Source organism: Streptococcus sanguinis SK355, assembly GCF_000212855.1.
Lineage (GTDB): Bacteria > Bacillota > Bacilli > Lactobacillales > Streptococcaceae > Streptococcus > Streptococcus sanguinis_A.
Genome location: NZ_GL890993.1, coordinates 1619406 through 1640839, shown reverse-complemented (window position 1 = coordinate 1640839; position 21434 = coordinate 1619406). Strand labels below are relative to the sequence as shown.

Annotated in this window: 20 protein-coding genes; 6 read left to right on the top strand and 14 right to left on the bottom strand. The window is 42.6% G+C overall.

Annotation, left to right across the window (positions count from 1 at the left end):
• Positions 1 to 220 precede the first annotated feature (220 nt).
• Complete coding sequence (thrB, locus tag HMPREF9389_RS03515) at positions 221 to 1087, bottom strand: homoserine kinase (protein ID WP_002930286.1); 867 nt, start codon at positions 1085 to 1087, stop codon at positions 221 to 223.
• A gap of 1 nt (position 1088) precedes the next feature.
• Positions 1089 to 2375, bottom strand: a complete 1287-nt coding sequence (locus HMPREF9389_RS03520; RefSeq protein ID WP_002930285.1) for a homoserine dehydrogenase — start codon at positions 2373 to 2375, stop codon at positions 1089 to 1091.
• 139 nt (positions 2376 to 2514) lie between these two features.
• Here HMPREF9389_RS03520 and HMPREF9389_RS03525 point away from each other — a divergent pair, with 139 nt between their 5' ends.
• Positions 2515 to 3480 (top strand): polysaccharide deacetylase family protein, encoded by a 966-nt coding sequence (locus HMPREF9389_RS03525; protein ID WP_002930284.1) that lies wholly within the window; start codon positions 2515 to 2517, stop codon positions 3478 to 3480.
• Positions 3481 to 3584: 104 nt separating this feature from the next.
• Here the strand turns inward: HMPREF9389_RS03525 and HMPREF9389_RS03530 are convergent, their stop codons facing one another.
• From HMPREF9389_RS03530 to HMPREF9389_RS03565, 8 genes are all read right to left on the bottom strand, one after another.
• The gene (locus tag HMPREF9389_RS03530; RefSeq protein WP_002930283.1) at positions 3585 to 4541 is read right to left on the bottom strand and encodes an ABC transporter permease; all 957 of its coding nucleotides are present in this window, start codon (positions 4539 to 4541) and stop codon (positions 3585 to 3587) included.
• A gap of 1 nt (position 4542) precedes the next feature.
• On the bottom strand, positions 4543 to 5637 hold the full coding sequence (locus tag HMPREF9389_RS03535; protein ID WP_002930282.1) for an ABC transporter permease: 1095 nt from the start codon (positions 5635 to 5637) through the stop codon (positions 4543 to 4545).
• The gene (locus HMPREF9389_RS03540) at positions 5630 to 7165 is read right to left on the bottom strand and encodes an ABC transporter ATP-binding protein (RefSeq protein ID WP_002930281.1); all 1536 of its coding nucleotides are present in this window, start codon (positions 7163 to 7165) and stop codon (positions 5630 to 5632) included. The genes HMPREF9389_RS03535 and HMPREF9389_RS03540 overlap by 8 nt, the downstream gene beginning before the upstream one ends.
• Before the next feature lie 139 nt (positions 7166 to 7304).
• Positions 7305 to 8360, bottom strand: coding sequence for a BMP family lipoprotein (locus HMPREF9389_RS03545; RefSeq protein WP_002930280.1), 1056 nt, complete (start codon positions 8358 to 8360; stop codon positions 7305 to 7307).
• A gap of 71 nt (positions 8361 to 8431) precedes the next feature.
• Entirely contained in the window at positions 8432 to 8821 is a 390-nt protein-coding gene (locus HMPREF9389_RS03550; protein WP_002895647.1) for a cytidine deaminase, read from the bottom strand.
• Positions 8808 to 9470, bottom strand: a complete 663-nt coding sequence (gene deoC, locus HMPREF9389_RS03555; protein WP_002930279.1) for a deoxyribose-phosphate aldolase — start codon at positions 9468 to 9470, stop codon at positions 8808 to 8810. The genes HMPREF9389_RS03550 and deoC overlap by 14 nt, the downstream gene beginning before the upstream one ends.
• 17 nt (positions 9471 to 9487) lie before the next feature.
• Positions 9488 to 10765 (bottom strand): pyrimidine-nucleoside phosphorylase, encoded by a 1278-nt coding sequence (locus HMPREF9389_RS03560; protein WP_032906514.1) that lies wholly within the window; start codon positions 10763 to 10765, stop codon positions 9488 to 9490.
• 1 nt (position 10766) lies between these two features.
• Positions 10767 to 11354: a class I SAM-dependent methyltransferase gene (locus HMPREF9389_RS03565; RefSeq protein WP_002930277.1), complete on the bottom strand. Its 588-nt coding sequence runs from the start codon at positions 11352 to 11354 to the stop codon at positions 10767 to 10769.
• A gap of 94 nt (positions 11355 to 11448) precedes the next feature.
• On the opposite strand from HMPREF9389_RS03565, the gene coaA reads away from it, so the two are divergent.
• The 3 genes from coaA (at position 11449) to HMPREF9389_RS03580 (ending at position 13255) form a co-directional block, all read left to right on the top strand.
• Complete coding sequence (coaA, locus tag HMPREF9389_RS03570; RefSeq protein WP_002930276.1) at positions 11449 to 12369, top strand: type I pantothenate kinase; 921 nt, start codon at positions 11449 to 11451, stop codon at positions 12367 to 12369.
• 70 nt (positions 12370 to 12439) lie between these two features.
• Complete coding sequence (gene rpsT / locus HMPREF9389_RS03575) at positions 12440 to 12676, top strand: 30S ribosomal protein S20 (protein ID WP_002895661.1); 237 nt, start codon at positions 12440 to 12442, stop codon at positions 12674 to 12676.
• 57 nt (positions 12677 to 12733) lie between these two features.
• Complete coding sequence (locus HMPREF9389_RS03580; protein ID WP_002930275.1) at positions 12734 to 13255, top strand: DNA topology modulation protein; 522 nt, start codon at positions 12734 to 12736, stop codon at positions 13253 to 13255.
• Positions 13256 to 13259: 4 nt separating this feature from the next.
• Here the strand turns inward: HMPREF9389_RS03580 and HMPREF9389_RS03585 are convergent, their stop codons facing one another.
• Entirely contained in the window at positions 13260 to 13844 is a 585-nt protein-coding gene (locus HMPREF9389_RS03585) for a TetR/AcrR family transcriptional regulator (RefSeq protein WP_002906696.1), read from the bottom strand.
• Between the two features lie 134 nt (positions 13845 to 13978).
• On the opposite strand from HMPREF9389_RS03585, the gene HMPREF9389_RS03590 reads away from it, so the two are divergent.
• On the top strand, positions 13979 to 14821 hold the full coding sequence (locus HMPREF9389_RS03590; protein WP_002930274.1) for a DegV family protein: 843 nt from the start codon (positions 13979 to 13981) through the stop codon (positions 14819 to 14821).
• Positions 14822 to 14925: 104 nt separating this feature from the next.
• Complete coding sequence (locus HMPREF9389_RS03595; protein ID WP_002930273.1) at positions 14926 to 15699, top strand: XRE family transcriptional regulator; 774 nt, start codon at positions 14926 to 14928, stop codon at positions 15697 to 15699.
• A gap of 82 nt (positions 15700 to 15781) precedes the next feature.
• Here HMPREF9389_RS03595 and HMPREF9389_RS03600 read toward each other — a convergent pair whose 3' ends face one another.
• The 3 genes from HMPREF9389_RS03600 to HMPREF9389_RS03610 form a co-directional block, all read right to left on the bottom strand.
• The gene (locus HMPREF9389_RS03600) at positions 15782 to 17419 is read right to left on the bottom strand and encodes a hypothetical protein (RefSeq protein ID WP_002930272.1); all 1638 of its coding nucleotides are present in this window, start codon (positions 17417 to 17419) and stop codon (positions 15782 to 15784) included.
• Positions 17409 to 18152: an ABC transporter ATP-binding protein gene (locus HMPREF9389_RS03605; protein WP_002930271.1), complete on the bottom strand. Its 744-nt coding sequence runs from the start codon at positions 18150 to 18152 to the stop codon at positions 17409 to 17411. The genes HMPREF9389_RS03600 and HMPREF9389_RS03605 overlap by 11 nt, the downstream gene beginning before the upstream one ends.
• Positions 18153 to 18304: 152 nt before the next feature.
• On the bottom strand, positions 18305 to 21256 hold the full coding sequence (locus HMPREF9389_RS03610) for a CocE/NonD family hydrolase (protein WP_002930270.1): 2952 nt from the start codon (positions 21254 to 21256) through the stop codon (positions 18305 to 18307).
• Positions 21257 to 21434: the final 178 nt, after the last annotated feature.

The window sequence follows — 21434 nt, the reverse complement described above, 5'->3', positions numbered from 1 at the left end:
AATCGCTGTGTTTGAGTAGAAAGAGCATTCCTGATAGCACCAAAAGCTAGCTCACTCGCCAGTTCCTGTAATTCTAAATGATCCATAAAGTGAATTATCCTCCTTTAAGCTATCCCCATTATAGCATAATCAGGTATAAAAAGATAGGAACATCAACTTCTTCTATTGTGTACGAGTTCCTAGAAAAGGGAAAAGAGGCTCATAAAAACCTCTTGATGATTTATTTTTCTACTCGAACACCCTCTGTGTCTACTTGAAGCCGGAAGATTTGCCCTTTGAAATTCTGTTTTTGCAAAAGCTGGTAAATCTTCTCTGTCTTGTTCTTAGGTGATAAGACCATAACAGTTGGCCCCGCTCCTGAGATATAGGTTGCATAAGAGCCATTTTTTCTGGCCAAGAATTTAATATCTGAAAATTCCTTGATCAAAGGCTGACGGTATTTTTCGTGGAACAAATCTGACTCAATAGCTCGACCAGCGATTTTCATATCACCTTTTAAAAGAGCAGCAATCGCAACATTAGCAATGGAGCTGGCCGCCACAGCTTCTTTGTAGGAAAGGCGGTTCGGCAAGACTCTACGACTCTCGACCGTCCGAAGCTCATAGTCTGGGATATAAGCAATGAAGTCGGCTTCTGGAAAATCCGACACCACAGCCGATACCTGATTTCTAGATGAGCTAGATACGACCAAATTACCATAAATAGCCGGCGCAACATTGTCAGGATGGCCTTCAATCTTTGTAGCGATTTTTAGCTTCTGATAATCCGACAAATTAAGATGAGCCAGCTGGTTGGCCAATTCAATCCCAGCTACAATGACCGAGCTAGAAGACCCAAGTCCACGAGCCAATGGAATATCACTGGTCATTTTCAAACGGCGTGGCTGAATATCTGGAGCCAACTGCAGGGCAATCTTAACCAGTAAATTACGCCGATCCTTAGGAATTCTCGGATTGAGGTCATGCTCAATTACCCACTCCTGACTTTCTTCCAAGACTTCAATTTCAAGATATTTTGATAGGGCGACTCCGACAGAGTCAAAGCCAGGACCAATATTGGCACTGGTCGCCGGTACAATAATTTTCATCTTAATCTCCTAATACTTTGAAGGTATTGAGCAAGTCGAACTCAGCAACTTCTTTTAGCTTAGCAGTGACATTTTCCAGCTGTGTCTTGCTGACAGCATGAGTAATAATCACCACGCGAGCCTTCTCACCATCTGTACCTTCCTGCAGAATCTGCTTAAAGGAAACATCCTCAGCATTGAAAATCTCAGCCAAATGCAGAACTTGACCTTTAGAGTCAGGTGCCAAGATAGAGAAGTAATAGCTGCTCTTCACATCTTCTGGCTTAGCCAGCACTAACTCACGGCTGAATTCATTAAAGGCCTTGCCAACTGTTCCTTCATTCAAACGTCGGCTGATACGAACAATATCTGCCACAACACTAGTTGCAGTTGGTTTTTGCCCAGCTCCCGGTCCGTAGTACATGGATTCTCCGATACCGATGGATTCGACAAAGACAGCATTCATTACCCCATTGACACTAGCCAGCGGATGAGCTTTTGGCAGAAATGTTGGAGCTACTTCTGCTGCGATTCCTGATGGCGTTTCTTCAATAGAACCTACCAGCTTGACTACATAGCCCAGATCTTGAGCAACAGCCACATCTTCTGGTGTGATATGACGAATTCCCTGATGACCCACATCTTCAAATTTAACATTCATACCAAAAGCGAACTGGCTAAGAATGACCATCTTGTAAGCCGCATCAATGCCATCTACGTCATTGGTCGGGTCGCTTTCAGCAAAGCCAAGACGCTGTGCTTCAGCAAGAGCGTCTTCATAAGACCACCCCTCTTCTACCATCTTGGTCATCATAAAGTTAGAAGTTCCATTGACCACACCCAAGATACGGGTGATTTTGTCAGAAGCCAGTGAATTAACCAAGGTACGCAGGATTGGAATTCCGCCAGCAACAGCTGCTTCATAATAGAGAGCTACATTTTGCTTTTGAGCAATTTCCAGCAACTCTGCTCCGTGAACAGCCAACAAGTCCTTATTGGCCGTTACCACATGTTTGCCAGCTTCAAGAGCACGAGTGATGAACGTTTTCGCTGGCTCAATCCGTCCCATCAATTCTACAACGATGGTAATCTCAGAATCATTCAGAATTTCTTCAACATTTGTGACAAAATTAAAGTCATTTCCAGCTGCTAAAAGACGCTCTTTTTCGGCATCATCTTTGACCAATACTTTAGCAACCTCAATCTCTGAATGAGCTGCTTGAACGATTTTTTCTCCATTTTCCTTCAGCAAAAAAGGCACACCGCTGGCCACTGTTCCAAAACCAAGTAAAGCTATTTTAATAGACATGAAGCACTCCTTGAAAATTTCTTGTATAAAAAATATTATAACAAAATTATAAAAAAATGCCTACAAAACTACTTCTTTATTTGTTATAATAGATATAAATTTCCGTAAGGAATAGCAATTTATTTTCAAAGGAGATACTATGACAGGAAAACACAGAGGAAATCGCATGCAGCAACGCAAAGCTAGAAAAAGAGCTATTTTGCTTTCTTTAACGAGTTTATTACTTTTTCTTGTCCTGATTGTAGGTGGCTTTTCTTTACTAGCCAAGCTGCAAAACTCGCACAATCAAAAAGAAGCTAATAATGTGTCAACGAACCAGGTCAATACTTCATCTAAAACTTCGTCAGCACCGACTCGGGAAAAAAAGACAACTTCGGATGACAACAGTAAAGACAAAGTCAAATGGGTCAAGCAAGACCAGCCAGTTCAAGTTCCTATCTTGATGTACCATGCCATTCACGTCATGGACCCATCAGAAGCAGCTAATGCTGGTTTGATTGTAGATCCAGCTACATTTGAAAGCCATCTAAAAGCTTTGAAAGACGCAGGCTACTACCCTCTGACACCAGCTGAAGCATACAAGGTGCTAACGGAGAATGTCTTGCCAGAAAACAAAAAAGTCGTCTGGCTGACCTTCGATGATAGTTTAAAGGATTTCTACACTAATGCCTTTCCACTTCTCCAAAAATATGACATGAAAGCAACCAATAATGTCATTACTGGATTTGTTGAGGCAGGGCGTGAAGATATGTTGACACTGGATGAGATAAAGGAAATGAAGGACAAAGGCATGTCTTTTGAAGACCACACTGTCAACCATCCCGACCTCTCAGCAACGACAGAAGACCAACAAAAAATTGAGTTAAAAGACTCTAAGTCTTACTTAGACAAAAATCTGTCTCAAACCACAACCACCGTTGCCTATCCATCTGGACGATACAGTGACGCAACCTTGCAGATTGCTGAAAGCCTTGGCTACAAGATGGGATTGACGACCAATAACGGACTAGCTTCCCTATCCAATGGCTTGCTCACACTCAATCGCGTTCGCGTTAACCCGACCACCACTGCAGAAGACCTGCTAAATGAAATCGCAACAAACTAATCTTAAAAAGCCCGCTTCAGACGAAGCAGGCTTTTTCTATTCCTATGATTGTATCTTCTTCCAATCACCAAAAAACACCAGTTCCAAAGAACTGGTGTAAAGGTTTATTTAGACTTGATATAGTTGATACCATCCGCTTTCGGAGCAACAGCTTTACCAAAGAAGGCTGCAAGGACAACAATAGTCAAGACATATGGAGCAATCTGTAGATAAACCGTTGGAACACTTGAAAGCAATGGCAACTGGTTCCCGATAACCGCCAAACTTTGGGAAGCTCCAAAGAAGAGACTCGCCAACATGGCACCAATAGGACTCCATTTACCAAAAATCATAGCTGCCAAGGCGATAAATCCTGGACCTACGATAGTTGTCACAGCAAAGTTAACCGAGATTGACTGAGCATAAATAGCTCCACCAATACCACCGAGCAGACCAGAGATCATGACACCGCAATAACGCATGAGGTAAACATTGATTCCTAAGGTATCTGCCGCCTGCGGATGCTCTCCGACTGAGCGAAGACGCAGTCCAAATTTAGTCTTAAACATTACAAACCAAGCGAGGAAAGAGAAAGCAATGGCAAGATAACCAACCAAGCTTGTATGCTTGAAGAAAATATCTCCCAAGACTGGAATATCAGATAGGACAGGGAAATTAAACTTCCCGAATGAACGCTGAATATTATCCGTTTGTCCCTTGTTATAAATAGCTTTAACAAGGAAAATTGCCAAGGCTGGCGCCAGCAAGTTTAGCACTGTACCACTCACAACGTGGTCCGCACGGAAAGTAATAGTTGCCACAGCATGGATAAGAGAGAAGACAACTCCAACCAAACCAGCAGCAATCAATGAAAGCCACGGAGTCGCGCTACCCAAGCTCTTCTCGAAAGTCAGGTTAAAGAGAACGCCTGTAAAAGCTCCCATAACCATGATTCCTTCCAAGCCAACATTAACAACACCAGCGTGCTCAGAGTAGGCTCCGCCAATACTTGTGAAAATCAAGGGAGCCGCATAAATCAGCATAGATGATACTAATAAACCTAATACCGTTACAATATTCATCCTAGTTTCCCTCCTTCACTTTTTTAGCTTCCTGCCGACGATTTTTAAGAAAATCAAAGATCGTCATACCTGTCATACGCTCAATCAGATAGTGGGCGCTGACAAAGAAGATGATAGAAGCTGTTACGATGTTTACAAGTTCTGTTGGAATCTGAGCCACGTTCATACCTGGAGCACCCACACTCAGAACTGCAAAGAGGAAGGCTGCAAAGAGAATTCCAATTGGAGAGTTGGCAGCCAAGAGACTTACCGCCATACCATTGAAACCAACACTCAAGGAACTTCCTTGAACAAAGACATTCTGATAAGTTCCAAGTCCTTCAACTACTCCTCCAAGTCCTGCAAGAGCACCTGAAATAATCATAGATACGATAATAGTACGCTTAGATGACATCCCTGCATACTCAGATGCATTTGGATTAAGCCCTACAGCACGAATTTCAAAACCAAGTGTTGTTTTCTTAAGCAAATACCAAATAACCACTACTGCAATCAAGGCAAAGAAGATACCGATATTCATCCGAGAGTTAGATGTAAGACTTCTCAACCACTCTGTTTGATAAATCGCATTAGCAGAGACACGCTTACTAGAGTCAATACTCTGCATCACAGATTTAGGGAAACTGTGAATAACAGCATTTCCAACAAAGAGAACAATATAGTTCATCATAATGGTTACAATGACCTCACTTGTTCCCAGATAAGCACGCAGAATTCCTGGAATAGCGCCGATAACACCACCAGCTGCTGCCGCAATGACTACAGTAGCCAATAACATCAGCGGACGAGGTAAATTAGGGAAGGAAAGTGCAAACCAACCAGCCATAATCCAGCCAGCCAAGGCCTGCCCTGGAAGTCCGACATTAAAGAATCCAGCACGACTAGCTACAGCAAAGCCTAAACCGATGAGAATCAGAGGTCCCATTGCACGCGAAATTTCACCCAAACTTCTCAAAGAACCAAAAGCTGTTTTAAAGAGGGATTCATATCCCCAGAGGGCATCATAACCAAAGATGAACATGACAATCGCTCCCAATAAAATCCCGAGAACAACTGATATTAAGGGAACTGCAATCTTTTGTGATTTCTTAGACATTTGATTCTCCCTTCTGGATCTTACCGCCGGCCATGAGAATACCAAGCTCTTGCTTATTGGTTTCCTCTGGATTTACAATCCCCTGAATCTTACCATCATGGATAACTGCGATTCTATCAGAAACATTGAGGATTTCATCTAGCTCAAAGCTGACAACGAGAACAGCCTTGCCTTGAGTCCGCGCTTCAATCAGGCGTTTATGGATGTATTCAATCGCCCCAACGTCAAGTCCACGAGTTGGCTGACTGACAATCAGAAGGTCTGGATCACGGTCCACTTCCCGAGCAATGATAGCTTTCTGCTGGTTTCCTCCTGAAAGAGCTGAAGCAGGTACATATTCGCTAGCCGCCCGAACATCAAATTCATCCATCAACTTGCGTGCGTAAGAATAAATGTTACCGTAATTCAGGATTCCATTTTTACTGAGCGGTTCTTTATAGTAAGTCTGTAAAGCAATATTTTCAGAAATGGACATTGCCAAAACCAAACCGTCACGGTGGCGATCTTCAGGAACGTGGCTGACTTTCATTTCAGTAATCTGCCGCGGCTGCTTGCCAATAATAGACTGGTTCTTAATTGTAATCTCACCAGAGCTTGTTTTTCTAAGTCCAGTAATAGCCTGAATCAGCTCGGTCTGGCCATTACCGTCAATACCAGCAATCCCGACAATCTCACCAGCACGGACATCAAGAGAAAGTCCCTTAACAGCTGGAACACCACGGTTCTCTTCAACAACAAGATCCTTGATTGACAAAACAGTTTCTTGAGGATTAGCAGGCTCTTTCGCTGTCTTGAAGGAAACAGCACGTCCAACCATCATTTCAGCCAAATCTTGGTTAGTAGCACCAGCGATTTCAACTGTTTCAATGGATTTTCCGCGACGAATAACCGTTACGCGATCAGAAACTGCCCGAATCTCATCCAGCTTGTGAGTGATGAGAATGATAGATTTCCCTTCTTTGACGAGGTTCTTCATGATTTTCATCAATTCATCAATCTCAGCTGGCGTCAGAACGGCTGTTGGCTCGTCAAAGATGAGAATGTCCGCCCCACGATAAAGAGTCTTGAGGATTTCAACCCGCTGCTGGGCACCGACAGAAATATCTTCAACCTTAGCAGATGGATCAACTGCTAAGCCGTATTTCTCAGAAAGTTCCTTGATTTCTTTAGTCGCACCTTTCAAGTCCAACACACCATTTTTTGTAATTTCACTTCCAAGGATGATATTTTCAGCAACAGTAAATGCTTCAACAAGCATAAAATGCTGGTGCACCATCCCGATACCAAGTGAGGCCGCCTTTGATGGAGAATCCAGCTTAACGGACTTCCCATTTACTACAATCTCACCGCTGGTCGGTTCAAGCAGGCCAGCCAGCATATTCATCAAGGTTGACTTTCCGGCACCATTTTCTCCCAAAAGAGCGTGAATTTCACCTTTTCTGAGTTCCAAATTGATTTTATCATTGGCTACAAATTCACCAAAAATTTTGGTAATTTCTCGCATTTCAATGACATTTTCATGTGTCATGGATCTTTCCTTTCCAGAATTTCATTTTATTTCAATAAAATTTACTAGCACAGCCAGTGCTAATAAATTCTATTGACACAAAGTCGTCTCAATTTCAAAAAGAAGCGACCCTACACGGTCGGATCGCTCTTAAATTGTTTTATTTGTCAGGAACAGTGATGCTGCCGTCAAGGATTTTTGCTTTCGCTTCTTCAACAGCCTTTTTAGCATCCTCCGACAGGTTTGTAGTTGTCAAGTCAACTCCACCGTCTTTCAGACCGAAGGTTGTAGTTTTACCGCCTGGGAATTTACCTTTAGCAGTTTGGTTAGCGATGTCTTGGACAGTCTTACCAACTTGTTTCAAGCTTGATGCTAAAACAAAGTTAGACTCTTTACCATCCTTAGACTTGTATTTACCTTCTTCAGTTTGGTCACGGTCAACACCGAGTACCCAAACTTTTTCATCTTCATTTCTTGTTTCGTTGATTGACTTAGCTTCGTTAAATACTCCGGCACCAGTTCCACCAGCAACTTGGTAAACCACATCTGCACCTGCAGCATATTGGGCAGCAGCAATTGTCTTACCTTTAGCAGCATCGCCGAATGAGCCAGCATAGTCTACTTGAATCTTGATAGATGGATCAACTGATTTCACACCAGCTTCGAAACCTTTTTCAAAACGTGTGATAACTGCGCCTTCTATACCACCTACGAAACCAACTTGTTTTGTCTTAGTAGTTTTTGCAGCAGCAACACCAGCAAGGTAAGCAGCTTCATTATCAGCAAAGACAGCTGAAGCAACATTCTTTTGTCCTTCGATAACATCATCGATAATAACATAATTGATTTCTGTGTTATCTTTGGCAGCAGATTCAACCGCATCACGAAGGGCAAATCCGATACCAAATACTAGCTTGTAACCATCTGTAGCAGCTTGATTCAGGTTGTTTGCGTACTGAGACTCATCGTTAGATTGGTAGTAAGTGTAACCATTGTCTTTTGAAAGACCGTTTTCTTTACCCCAAGCTTGCAAACCTTCCCAAGCTGACTGGTTAAATGATTTATCATCAACACCGCCAGTATCTGTTACGATAGCAGCTTTCAAGTCAGTTTTCGCATCTGAAGAATCTGAGCGAGAAGCACGGTTTCCACATGCAGCAAGTCCGATTGCTGCGACAGTTACTAGACCAAGACCTAGCCATTGTTTTTTGTTCATTTCTGAACCTCCTAATTAAGATGTGCAACACAGTTGCAAGTTTGAGTTTGGTCAGATGACCGATAACAGACTTATGTTAAATCTGTAAAAGAATATGGAAGTAATTCCTTGACCGTCATCACGACCGTCGATTTATCTTTAGCGACCAAGGTCACTTTTAGATCCTCAGCAAAAAATTCTGCCATTACTTGGCGGCAGGCACCACAGGGTGATATGGGTTTTTCCGTCTCACCATAGACAATCAGCTCCTCGAAGTCTAAAACTCCTTCTGAAACTGCCTTAAATATAGCTGTCCGCTCTCCACAGTTGGTCAAGCCAAAACTGGCATTTTCAACATTAACGCCAGTAAATATCCGTCCGTCTTTAGCGACCAAAACTGCTCCGATAGGGAAATGAGAATAGGGAACATAAGCATTTTTACTAGCTTGGACAGCCAAGTCAATCAACTCAGTAGTCGCCACTAGCTTCTTCTCCCTTCATAATAGCCACACCGGCCGAAGTTCCAATCCGAGTCGCACCAGCTTCAATAAAGGCCAGAGCATCTTCGTAAGAACGAGCGCCACCAGAAGCCTTAACCCCCATGTCAGGACCAACTGTTTTTCTCATGAGGGCGACATCTTCGACTGTCGCACCTCCAGTTGAAAATCCTGTAGAGGTCTTAACAAAATCAGCTCCAGCTTTCTGAGCCAGTTGGCAAGCCTTAACCTTTTCCTCATCTGTCAGCAAGCAAGTTTCCAGAATTACCTTGACCAAGGTACCGTTAGCAGCTTCTACAACCGCACGGATGTCTCGCTCTACCAAATCATAATCTTTAGACTTCAGAGCGCCGACATTGATGACCATATCCACTTCGCCCGCACCCTTTTGAATTGCGTCCTGCGTTTCAAAAGCTTTCACATCGGAAGTGTTGGCTCCTAAAGGAAAACCAATTGGCACACAAACCTTGACGTCTGAGTCTTTCAGCTGCTCCGCAGCAAACTCTATCCAGGTTGGATTGACACAGATACTGGCAAAATCATAAACTTTTGCTTCTTCAATTAACTTCAGAATCTGCTCTTCTGACGCTTCAGGTTTTAAAAGCGTATGGTCTATGTATTTGTTTAATTTCATGTTGGCTTCTCCTAGAATTAAGCAATAACCTCGATAATCTCGCTTACTGCAACGCTTTCATCACCTATTTTAACATTTTTTTGAAAATCTGTAACTAGTTCTTGAGAAATTTTTTCATTTGAATAAATTTTTGCGAAAACTTCTCCAATTTCGACCTTGTCTCCGACTTTCTTTTCGAAAACAATTCCTGTTTCATAATCTAAGTCGTCAGATTTAACTGCCCGTCCTGCTCCAAGTCTCATGGCAAAGAGGCCGAATTCCATAGCAGGCAGTTCAGTGATATAACCTGCCTGTTCTGCTTTCACATCTACAATATGAACTGCACTTGATGGACGATAGAGATCTTCCAAGTCACCACCTTGAGCTACAACCATAGCTTCAAATTTCTTCAAAGCAGCACCGTTGGTCAGCTGTTCTCTTACTTCTTCCACCGTTTTCTCAACATCTGCCAGTCCGAGCATAATCTGAGCCAACTCACAAATGAAAGTTGTGATGTCTTCACGACCCCTGCCCTGCAAGATATCCAAAGCTTCTAAGATTTCCAGACGATTGCCAATGCTGGTTCCCAAAGGCTGACTCATATCTGTCAAAACAGCCACTGTTTTTCTGCCAACAGCCTTGCCCAAATCGACCATAGTACGTGCTAGTACACGAGCGTCATTAATATTTTTCATAAAGGCGCCTTCACCGACCGTCACATCCAAAAGTATACTATCGGCACCAGCAGCAATCTTTTTACTCATAACAGAGCTAGCTATCAGCGGAATTGTATCAACAGTTGCTGTTACATCTCGCAAGGCATAGAGTAACTTATCAGCTAGCACCAACTGATCAGACTGACCGATTACAGATAGGCCGATTTCCTGCACTTGCTTGATAAAATCTTCCTGACTGCGCTCTACCTGAAATCCCTTAATAGATTCTAATTTATCAATGGTTCCTCCAGTATGACCCAGCCCGCGGCCGCTCATTTTAGCAACGGGCACACCAAAGCTAGCCACCAAAGGAACCAAGACCAGAGTCACTTTATCACCAACACCTCCGGTGGAATGTTTGTCTACCTTTATACCTGCAATTTCTGACAGGTCAAACTGCTCACCAGTTCCAACCATCGTCATGGTTAAGTCTGAAATTTCCCGAGTTGTCATGCCCTTAAAATAGACAGCCATTGCAAAGGCTGCCATCTGATAATCAGGCACAGTCCCGTCCACATAACCCTCAATCAGCCATTGAATTTCCTGACTGGTTAGCTCCAAACCGTCTCTCTTCTTTTGGATAATATCAACTGCGCGCATCTTATTTCTCACTCCTTAATATATAGTAGCCTTTGTCCTTCTTGACAATCTCACAGTTCCCAAAAACATCTTCCATCTTTGACTTGGCGCTAGGTGCTCCCTGCTTTTTCTGAATCACAAGGGTCAAATCACCGCCTTCTGTCAAATGCTCATAGCTTCCGCTGATGACTTCGTGCAAGACTTGCTTACCAGCACGTATTGGCGGATTACTGATAACATGGTCGAAAATGCCGCTGACCTTTTCATAAACATTTGACTGGAAAATATGAGCAGATATTTGATTCCTCTCAGCATTCTTCTGAGCCAAGTCCAAGGCCCGCTGGTTGATATCTACCATGGTCGCAGCCACTCCATACGCTTTGGCTAAGCTCAAACCTAAAGGGCCATAGCCGCAGCCAACATCCAAGACCCGTTCTCCAGCTTCAAAGTCCAAGACAGACAAAAGGACCCGACTGCCATAATCAATCATCTTTTTACTGAAGACACCAGCATCTGTCAAAAAAGTCAGCCGCTGTCCTAACAGTTCCACATTTAATTCATGAATATCGTGTTTGGCATCAGGATTTTCTGCAAAATACATTTTAGTCATGCAACCATTTTATCATAATTTTCCTAGATTTGTAAATCGTTTTCATTTCTCTAAAAAGTATGTTATACTAAAGTCCATCATACAGGAGTAACTTATGACTAACGAATTTCTTCACTTTGAAAAAATCAGCCGCCATACTTGGCAAAACCTGCACCGTAAAACAACTCCGCCCCTGACTCAGGCTGAACTTAACTCTATCAAGAGTTTCAATGACAAGATTAGCCTGCAGGACGTGACGGACATCTATTTACCCTTGACCAATCTCATTCAGATTTATAAACGTTCTAAGGAAGACTTGGCTTTTTCCAAGGGTATTTTTCTACAAAAGGAGAGCCGGAAACAGCCCTTTATCATCGGAGTTTCTGGCAGTGTGGCCGTTGGGAAATCCACCACTAGCCGTTTGCTGCAGATTCTGCTTTCTCGGACTTTTTCAAATGCAACAGTCGAGCTAGTTACCACAGATGGTTTTTTATTTCCGAATAAAACCTTGGAAGATCATGGCATTTTAAACCGCAAGGGTTTCCCAGAAAGCTATAATATGGAGCTGCTTCTTTCCTTTCTGGACAGCATAAAAAACGGTCAGGATTTCCAAATCCCCGTCTACTCGCATGAGACATACGATATCGTTCCTCAAGAAATGCAGGAGGTAAAGGCTGCTGACTTTGTTATTGTCGAAGGGATTAACGTTTTCCAGAATCCACAGAACGAGCGCCTATATATGACAGACTTTTTTGACTTTTCTATCTATGTCGATGCAGAAGTCGAAAATATTGAAAACTGGTATCTGGATCGCTTTAAAAAAATGCTGACGCTGGCTGAAAACGACCCCAAAAACTACTACCACCGCTTCACCATACAATCAGAAGAGGAAGTAGTAACTTTCGCCCATAATGTCTGGAAAAGCATTAACCTTGTCAACCTACTAGACTACATTGAGCCAACCCGCAATCGAGCAGAAATTATCCTGCACAAAGCCGAAAATCATGAAATTGATGAAATTTACTTAAAAAAATAAAAAAGCTTGTCAAATCCTAACTTTTCATATATAATTAGATAGTTAGTATTTTCAATGGAGGTGAAACAACTTGGCAAACATTAAATCAGCTATCAAACGCGCTGAATTGAACGTGAAACATAACGAAAAAAACTCAGCTCAAAAGTCAGCTATGCGTACTGCAATCAAAGCATTTGAAGCAAACCCATCTGAAGAACTTTTCCGTGCTGCTAGCTCAGCTATTGATAAAGCAGAAACAAAAGGTTTGATCCACAAAAACAAAGCAAGCCGCGATAAAGCACGCCTTTCAGCTAAACTTGCTAAATAATGCATACAAAGGGAGCTCTCAGGAGCTTTTTTTGTTTCTCACACAAAGGAGAAAAGGATGAAAATAGCAATTATTGGTTATTCCGGCTCTGGCAAATCCACTCTAGCAGCACAACTGTCCAACCACTACTCCATTCCCAAACTTCACATGGATAGATTGCAGTTCCAACCTGGCTGGAAGGATAGCGACCGTGATTGGATGAGTGAACAGATGGATGATTTTTTGTCAAAAAATACCGACTGGATTATTGACGGCAACTACTCTTGGTGTTTTTATGAACGTCGGATGGCAGAAAGCGACCAAATCATTTTTCTGAACTTCTCTCGCTGGAACTGCCTCTATCGAGCTTTCAAACGCTATCTAAAATACCGTAACCGGACCAGAGAAAGCGTGGCTCCCGGCTGCCCCGAAAAGTTTGACTGGGAGTTTATCTGCTGGGTTCTTTGGAAAGGACGGCGTCAAACAGCACTGGCAAGATATAAGAGAATCCGTCAAACCTTTCCTCAGAAATTCTACGAATTAAGGAACCAAAAAGAACTGACTAGCTTCTTACAGAAGCTAAAAACAAGCGAGCACTAATGACTCACTTGTTTTTATTTGATTTCTTTTTCTGTGGGAAAAGAGGTAGGCCTAAAGAAGCTATTTTTTCAGCTGGAACCTTCATCCCGTCCTTAATCCACTTGGAAAGAACGGAAACAACTGCCGAACTCCAGAAGGAATTCATGTAAGAATTAGTCGTTTTCTTAGCATTGCGATTGCGCTTTTCCAAAAAGTCAAATACGGCCTGAGTCAGCAGCTTTTCAAAATTATAGTCAATGGCTAGACTGATAACTCGAGCTTCTTTCTTGGCTTCCTTAAAAAGAAAAAGCCAAATCTGATACATCTCAGTTTTAAAGTTAAACTCTTCCAATTTATCCGTAATACCTTGAACAGTGTTTTTGAAAATTTCTTCCAAAATCTGCTCCTTAGAGCTGTAGTTGCGGTAAAAGGCAGCGCGGGAAACTCCAGCTCGCTCAACCAGCTCTGAAATCGTGATTTTTTTGAGTTCTTTCTTCTCAAGCAACTGCATGAGAGAAATTTCCAGAGACTCTCTCGTGATTTGATTGGATTCCTGATTGTATTTCTTTAAATTCGCGAGTGATTTTTCCGATATTTTCTTTTCCGACATAACAATTTCTTCCCTCTTGTATCAGCTGACAGTTTCCGCTTTTTAGTAAGCATTCTTCATGTTATAATTTTAAAAAAAGACAGGTTTTTTGTCAATTTTTTTATTGTACATACTTGACAAAAAAGGAGAAAAATATGACTTGGAAAATTATAGCTGACTCTGGCTGTGACTTTCGTGAAATGGCAAACTTGGCTAAAGATACCCAGTTTGAAAGTGTTCCCTTAACCATTCAAGTGGAAAATGAGATTTTTGTAGATGACAAGCAGCTTGATATTGACCTGATGATGGAGAAGATGTATGCTTCTTCTGCTGCTTCAAAGTCTGCCTGCACTAGTCCAGATGACTATCTCAAAAGCTTTGAGGGAGCAGACAAGATTTTTGTTGTAACAATCACAGGCACTCTATCTGGTAGTAATAATAGTGCACAGGTTGCCAAGAAAATCTTTTTAGAAGAAAACCCTAATGCCCAGATTCATGTCATTGATAGTCTTTCTGCTGGCGGCGAAGTGGACTTGCTTGTAACCAAGCTTAATGAACTCATTCAGCAAGATCTCAGCTTTGATGAAGTTGTTGAAGTCATTAGTCGCTATCAGGAGAAAACCAAGCTTCTCTTCGTTTTGGCAAAGGTAGATAACTTGGTCAAAAACGGTAGACTGAGTAAACTTCTGGGAACCGTTGTCGGCTTGCTCAATATCCGTATGGTCGGTGAAGCTAGCCAGACTGGCACGCTAGAGCTTCTGCAAAAGGCACGCGGTCCGAAAAAAGCCCTTGCTTCTGCAATTGAAGAGCTCCTCAAAGCTGGTTACAAGGGTGGTCGACTCATCATCGCTCACCGCAATAACGAAAAGTTCTGCCAGCAATTTAGTCAACTGGTGCAAGAAAAGTATCCCCAAGCTCAAATCGAAACGGTGCCGACTTCAGGCCTCTGCAGCTTCTATGCTGAGGAAGGCGGAATCTTAATGGGCTACGAAATCTAATACGACATCTAAAAAAGTAAAGGATTAGGCTAAGATAATTGACCTAATCCTTTACTTTTTCGATTTAATTCGCTATAATAAAACCAAGTAAAGGAGTTGATATTATGGCCAGAGGAAGAGGCGCCGCAAGCCCCCAAGACAAGGAAGCAAGTCTTCTCATTTCTAAAAAGCTCAAAGAACTTCTCAAGGAAACAGGTAAGAAGCAAGTCGAGCTATCTCGTGAAACAGGCATTCCTGCTAGTACGTTGACTGGCTATATCAAAGGGACATCTCTGCCTATTGCAGCCAATCTAGAAAAGATTGCAAGATTTTTTGAGGTAGAGGTTGAAGAAATTGACCCTCGTTACCGACTAATTGCAGACATCCCTCAGCAATTCCCCGATTTAAATCGTATTTATCAACAACTTGATCAAGACAGACAGGGGAAAGGATTAAAGCTACTGGAAGCTAGCCTGACTGAGCAAGAAACACATGCCAGCTTAAAGGACGACTACTTTCCCTACTTGGTCTATGAGAATTACTATCTCTCTCAGCATAAGCCTGAACAAGCTGATTTAGTCTGGTTGGACAGAGAAATTGACTACGATATTGCTCTTTGGGTACGAACTGACTCTCTGGAGCCCAAGTACCCGAGAGACTCCGTAGCCCTAATCAAGCAGACCCATTTCGAGCTTGCCGGCGCTATCTATGCTATCGACTATGACGGCCAAACCATTATCAAAAGGGTTTTCAATGATCCAACAGGAATTCGCTTAATTTCCCTTAATAAAAAATACAGTGATAAGTTTATCCCGCATGAGGAAGAACCTAAACTCATCGGCCGAGTCATGACAACTTTCATGCCACTGGATGTAGAAAAAATAAAGAAAAACAAATAACAGTTCTGTACATTTGCAGAACTGTTATTTTGATGATTATCAGTCAAAAAATCAGAAAGTCTTTCGACTTCCTGATGCTCTTTTAATAAAATACTGCTAACTCTTCATTCAGTTTTTTCATGTAGTGTTTGTGGACTATGTAAGACAACACAGCTAATCCTACTAGAACTAGAGCGACTATCGTATAAATTACTAGAGGCGCAATAACATTGGATATAAAGAAGAGAAGAGTAATGACAATCATCATTCCTAAAATCAGAGCGATGGCTAAGAGAGTTTTCACCATACTATTATCTCGGCTCATCAATTCTGTGACATTGGACCAATTAGTCACGAGATGCTTATAGTCTCGGTAGTAACCCCAAGAACTCCACATTAGACTAATCAAGGCCCAAACAATCACCATGCCCAAGAAAGTAACTGGATGCATACCGGAAACAAGACTGGTTATCAAAAGCAAGGTCAAAGGCAGGATAGACTGGACGGCAAAGAGCTGCCAAAACTTCAGATGAATATACTGCTTCAAATCAAAGGGGAGAACCTTGAGATAATCAAAATTTTCCCTTTCCAGAGAAATCCCAATAGCCGTAAGGTTGCTGCCGCCTGAGTTTAGTGTTGCAATCAAAACAGCCAGGGCCATCATTGGCAAGAGGAAACGTGGTCCCAGATAAGAAGTCAAAGACAGGCCGCCTTGTATCATGCCCATTCCCATACTGAAAATGACAATGTAAGGGAGAAAGGCCGACATAAAGATAGCCTGCATAATGACAGAACCCTCACTCAAGAGCCTGATATTGTAGCGCCAGACAAACTTTTTGAGATTTTTTGCTTCCGCAATATTGATGTCATGCACGCGCTCCCGCTTTCCTACTGAGGAACCCGTCATGAGAGCGGCCTCATAAAATTCTGGAATCACCTTGGTCTTTACGATGAAAAATAGAAGAGCCGCAACTGCCACCCATCCCAAAAATCCCAGCAAGGACGCTGTATGAAAAGGATGAAGGATAAAATCATAAAAAGCTTGAACTGGAGGGAAAAAAGCTTTAACCTCCGTACGATTTATGACGCTTCTGCTGTTCATTTGATTAATCATAAAATAGAGGAAAAAGGAGCCAACGGAAACAAGAGCCAGAATGACATTGGACAGGATGGTCTTGTACTTCCTGAAAAAGGCTGTCTTGGTAATAAAGTGGACGGCAATCAAAATCAGAAAGGTAATGACTGAACTTAAAATCAGAATAGCAAACAGAGCCAAGGGCAGCCCCAAGAAAGGATTACCACCTTGAAAAGCCAAAACCAAGAAATAACTGAACATAGGCAAAATGGCAATCAGCAAGGTCAGGATAACTGAAATGCTTTTGCCGACGATGATTTCTGCTTCACTAAAAGCGTAGGGACGGTAAGATTGCAAGTCTTTGCTTTCATAAAAGACATTGTAAAAAACCAGGAAGCCCTGAGACATAGAAAAGAGTGCAAAAGCGGAAACCAAATTGGCAAAGAGACCAGGATTGCCAACCAGTTGGTTCAGGGAGCCCATCAAACCGAAAAGAAAGAGATAGACCAGTCCTAAGATCAGATACATGCGGATAGCCTTCAGCGATACATTTACCTTGCGCTCAGGATTCTTAGCTTGCATCTTGCGGTACTGCTGCAGCTGAGACGGCTGAATGGCGTAGAGGATGTTGATATCAACGAGTTTTTTTATAGCTTTAATGCGCATCAGGACTCACCTCTTCTCTACGGCCTGCCAGACCAAGATAAATGGTTTCAAGAGACTGTTCTGGATGTTGGCCTTTTAGTTCTTCAATCGTTCCGTAGAAAATCAATTTTCCTTTTTTGAGAATGGCCACCTTATCACAGAGCTGCTCTGCAACTTCCAAAACATGGGTTGAAAAGAGAACTGTATTTCCTTTATCTGCATGCTGGCGCATCATCTGCTTGAGGTCAAAAGCCGCCTGCGGATCAAGACCAGTCAGCGGCTCATCCAGAACCCAAATATCCGGGTCAGACAAAAGCGCCGCTATGACAAAGACTTTTTGCCTCATCCCATGAGAAAATGAATCAATGACCTCATACCGATGAGAGCCAAAGTCGAAAATATGGAGCAGATTTGCCAGTCGCTCTTCGACTTCTGCATTTGTCATATCGTAAGAAGTCGCTACCAGCTCCCAGAACTCATTGGCAGTTAGGCGCAAAAATAAATCTGGTGAGTCAGCTACATAGCCGATTTTTTTCTTGACTTCCAAGCGATTATCTGATAATTCTTTCCCATCTACAAAAATCTGTCCACTACTAGGATTGATGACGCTGACCAATGACTTAATGGTAGTAGATTTTCCGGCGCCATTGTGACCAATCAGACCGACGATTTCTCCGCTTTGCAAGGTCAAATTCAGCTGATTGAGAGCTACCGTTCCTTCATAAACTTTAGTGACATCTTTAAATTCAATCATAAGAGAGCTCCTTTACCGATTTCTATACAGATTAGTATACTCTTTTTGCGCCTTTTTGTCTCGTCTCTGCCTAACGATTGCTACAAGATAAAGCTAAAAGCAGCTGAACTTCATCTAACTATGAAATTCTTGCTGCTTTTCGAACAGGGCCACTAAGGTTGTTTGTGTTTCTTTGCTAAACTAGATAAGCCTAGTGTGCTGATCAGCAGAGCAAGACCAAGATGCAGGATTCCCTTATCTGAATTGCTGCCAGTTTCAGGTAAGGCAGCTGGAGCTTGCTGCTTGCTTATCTTCTGAACTTTTCCTACTGCCTGATCATAATGTTCTGCATAGTGAACTGCCAACTGAACTGACGGAACTTCTCCGCCTTCTTCGCTGTCAAAGATATACTCAGGAACTTCTAAAATTGCTGGTGCGACTAATTTTGCACCAATAATCTCTGGTAGAGCTGCATAAGCTGTATCAAGAGCATTCGGTATATAGTTTGCCTTTTGCAGTCGACTAGCTTCCAAAGTAGGTATTAGCGCACTGATGGAGTCCGTCTTGAAAGTCACTTCATATTGACGATCAATTGTGAGGTCGCTTGGATCGTACGTGTTGAAAACCAGAGCCAACTTGTGGCCTTTTTTCACAGTATAGAGATTAGGCTGCAAATAGACAGTATAGTCATGGAATTGACCAATTTGAGGATCAATACTATTTTGCGAGCTAGACGGTGCATAGCCCGATTCTGGATTAGCCAGATTGACCCAACCTTTGGCAATGACTTTGTATTTGGTTTTGACAGTTGCAAAATTTTTGATATCCATATTGCTGAGATTGCTGCCCATCCAAAAGCCGTCTTTCTGACTTTCATCACTGGCTGCGCCGTTTCCAACCACATCAAACTCTTGGTCTGATACATCTACTAGGAGGGCATTGACCTGCAGATTACTGCCGCCCCCCTTTGCCAGAGCTGCCTTGAAATGGACTGGGATATGTCCTTTAATGGTCATATCCTCTTTGACATCTGTCATAAAGGTCAAATTAGCTTTAGAAGAAGCTTTGCTAACCGCTTCATCACGCTTGCTGGTATCAATCCCCGCTCCTGCGTAGTCACTGGAAATCGTTTCTTCTAAGCGCTTGGACTGAGCTGTCAGAATCAAGCGATTACTGCTTTTCCAGTTATCATAACTGGTCCATTTATTTGGATCATAGTTATTTTGCGCCAAAACAGCAGGAAGCTTGCTGACATCATTTTCCACATCATAGAGGTAATGAGAGAACCAAGTATTGAGCAGGTCATAAAAATCTTGCTTGTTAGCTGTAATACCAAAGCCTCTAGATACGGCAGCAGGATTTATATGATTCCCTTGGTGAAGATAAAGTTTCACATCTTGACCGGCTTTTTTTAGCGCATCATACATGAGCTCAAAGTGTTTGGTTTTGACATTGTCGTCATTTAAACCATGCACGAGCAGGGCACTTGTCTTTATCTTTTCTGGATGCAGTGTATAATCCCGTTCCTGCCAAACCGGACTATAGTTGCGGCCGTGGGCATTCTGGTCCTTATTTAACTGATTGATGTAGTCAGCATACTTGTTACTGACAGTAGCCCAATCTTTTTGATCCAGCAACCGTGTAGCGACATAGAGAGAAAGCCAAGATAAATCACTGTAGGGAGGATTGGTGTAAGCCGACCCTTGACTATTGAAATAATCATACCAGCTGGCAATTCCAGCAGCTGGAACGATGGTTTTCAAGCCTTCAACGCCAGTCGTTGCCACACCGAAAGTTGTCGTACCAGCCCAGGACAGACCAGTCATACCGACCTTTCTATTAGCCCAGTCAGCCTTGATTTCGATATTATTAGTCCGATCTGTGTAGGCCGTTCGTTTACCATTGATCCATTCGACAATATTTTTAAATGCTTCAATTTCTAAATCAGAGCCGGTTGTATTAAAACCTTCAGAACCTTTGGTTCCTAGACCAGCGCTAGAAACAAAAGCATAGCCTCGGACGAGGAAATAATCATACCAGTTCAAGTTTTCATAGTCATAAATCCCCTCATAAGGACTGTAATAATACCAATCCGATGACATTGCTCTTTTTGCTGCATCAATACTGCTCATACTAGAAACTGGCTGGCGCTTAGCTGGCTGATTGCGGAGGCTCTTCATGTCATAAGAACCGTTTGTTGGCAGATTGAGACTTTCCAGCGTCACATGGTCTTCATCTAAGGTTCCAGCGACATAAGGCCGGGTTTCCAAGATTGTCGCAGCCTTATAATCACCCTTAGCAGCTGCTTTAGGAAGCTGCACAATAGCCTTGACCAAATCTCGCTTACCGTCACCATCCGTATCGTGGTCAGTCTCTACATAGACAGGGAAACGAACAATCTCACTGCCTTCATAAGTATACTCCTCATATCTGTCTTCACCACTACTATATGGAAAAATTGGCTGTGAACGACCATTCAAAAAGAGGGGCTCTTTCTTTTCAGAGCGATAAGCTTCATGCAGTCGCTTGGCAACCGAATACATAGACTGCAGATTGGCTCCCTGCAAACTGGCTGTCAAATCAGCTTCTTTTTCAATCATCCCCAGACTCTTTGCTAAATTTGCTCTGTTCTGGGCACTGCTGCCCAACTGAGAATCACTGACTGCTGCCCACTTGAGCAATTCATCTACAGCCTCTTGCAGGGTTATTTCCTTATCTGCGAGGGAAGGGTTTGAAAGGCCGCCTGTATAGGCAGATAAATCTTGACCTTTCACTGCAGTTGAGCCAGCGGAAGGTGCTGAGCTGACATCTTTAGCCAGAGCCAGAAGCTCCCGCTCCTGCGCTGGGCTAAGGATAGGTACCGTTTCCTCAGCCGCAAGCGGTGCCTTTTCTTGCTTTTCCGAGACCGAATCTTCTGAAGAAGTCTGACTTGCAGTTTCTACTGCCGTTGATTGTTGATCCTGAGAGCCAGTTTCAGAAGCCTTTGCAACTGTTTCTGTCTTGAGATTGTCCGTGCGCTCGCTACTAGCTTGAGTCGCCTCATCCGCCTGAACAGCTTGCGCCAATACCAAAGGTGCAAGTAACAAACTTGGTAAGAGTAATGTAACTAGTCTTTTCTTTCTCATAAAGACACCTTTCCTTAGATAAAATCTTTTATAATAAGCCCATTATACTATGTAAGCGCTTTTATTTCAATCTATTCTATCTTTTATCTATGGAAATGTCAAAATATCTATAGAAGCAGAAAGACGCAAACGTTTGCGCCTTTCTGCTTCTTTTGGTACAATAAAGCCAATCAGTGAG

Bases quoted from the DNA above. Each gene is read 5' to 3' on its own strand.
- thrB (WP_002930286.1), bottom strand. From the start codon at position 1,087: ATGAAAATTATTGTACCGGCGACCAGTGCCAATATTGGTCCTGGCTTT.
- HMPREF9389_RS03520 (WP_002930285.1), bottom strand. From the start codon at position 2,375: ATGTCTATTAAAATAGCTTTACTTGGTTTTGGAACAGTGGCCAGCGGT.
- HMPREF9389_RS03525 (WP_002930284.1), top strand. From the start codon at position 2,515: ATGACAGGAAAACACAGAGGAAATCGCATGCAGCAACGCAAAGCTAGA.
- HMPREF9389_RS03530 (WP_002930283.1), bottom strand. From the start codon at position 4,541: ATGAATATTGTAACGGTATTAGGTTTATTAGTATCATCTATGCTGATT.
- HMPREF9389_RS03535 (WP_002930282.1), bottom strand. From the start codon at position 5,637: ATGTCTAAGAAATCACAAAAGATTGCAGTTCCCTTAATATCAGTTGTT.
- HMPREF9389_RS03540 (WP_002930281.1), bottom strand. From the start codon at position 7,165: ATGACACATGAAAATGTCATTGAAATGCGAGAAATTACCAAAATTTTT.
- HMPREF9389_RS03545 (WP_002930280.1), bottom strand. From the start codon at position 8,360: ATGAACAAAAAACAATGGCTAGGTCTTGGTCTAGTAACTGTCGCAGCA.
- deoC (WP_002930279.1), bottom strand. From the start codon at position 9,470: ATGAAATTAAACAAATACATAGACCATACGCTTTTAAAACCTGAAGCG.
- HMPREF9389_RS03560 (WP_032906514.1), bottom strand. From the start codon at position 10,765: ATGCGCGCAGTTGATATTATCCAAAAGAAGAGAGACGGTTTGGAGCTA.
- HMPREF9389_RS03565 (WP_002930277.1), bottom strand. From the start codon at position 11,354: ATGACTAAAATGTATTTTGCAGAAAATCCTGATGCCAAACACGATATT.
- coaA (WP_002930276.1), top strand. From the start codon at position 11,449: ATGACTAACGAATTTCTTCACTTTGAAAAAATCAGCCGCCATACTTGG.
- HMPREF9389_RS03580 (WP_002930275.1), top strand. From the start codon at position 12,734: ATGAAAATAGCAATTATTGGTTATTCCGGCTCTGGCAAATCCACTCTA.
- HMPREF9389_RS03585 (WP_002906696.1), bottom strand. From the start codon at position 13,844: ATGTCGGAAAAGAAAATATCGGAAAAATCACTCGCGAATTTAAAGAAA.
- HMPREF9389_RS03590 (WP_002930274.1), top strand. From the start codon at position 13,979: ATGACTTGGAAAATTATAGCTGACTCTGGCTGTGACTTTCGTGAAATG.
- HMPREF9389_RS03595 (WP_002930273.1), top strand. From the start codon at position 14,926: ATGGCCAGAGGAAGAGGCGCCGCAAGCCCCCAAGACAAGGAAGCAAGT.
- HMPREF9389_RS03600 (WP_002930272.1), bottom strand. From the start codon at position 17,419: ATGCGCATTAAAGCTATAAAAAAACTCGTTGATATCAACATCCTCTAC.
- HMPREF9389_RS03605 (WP_002930271.1), bottom strand. From the start codon at position 18,152: ATGATTGAATTTAAAGATGTCACTAAAGTTTATGAAGGAACGGTAGCT.
- HMPREF9389_RS03610 (WP_002930270.1), bottom strand. From the start codon at position 21,256: ATGAGAAAGAAAAGACTAGTTACATTACTCTTACCAAGTTTGTTACTT.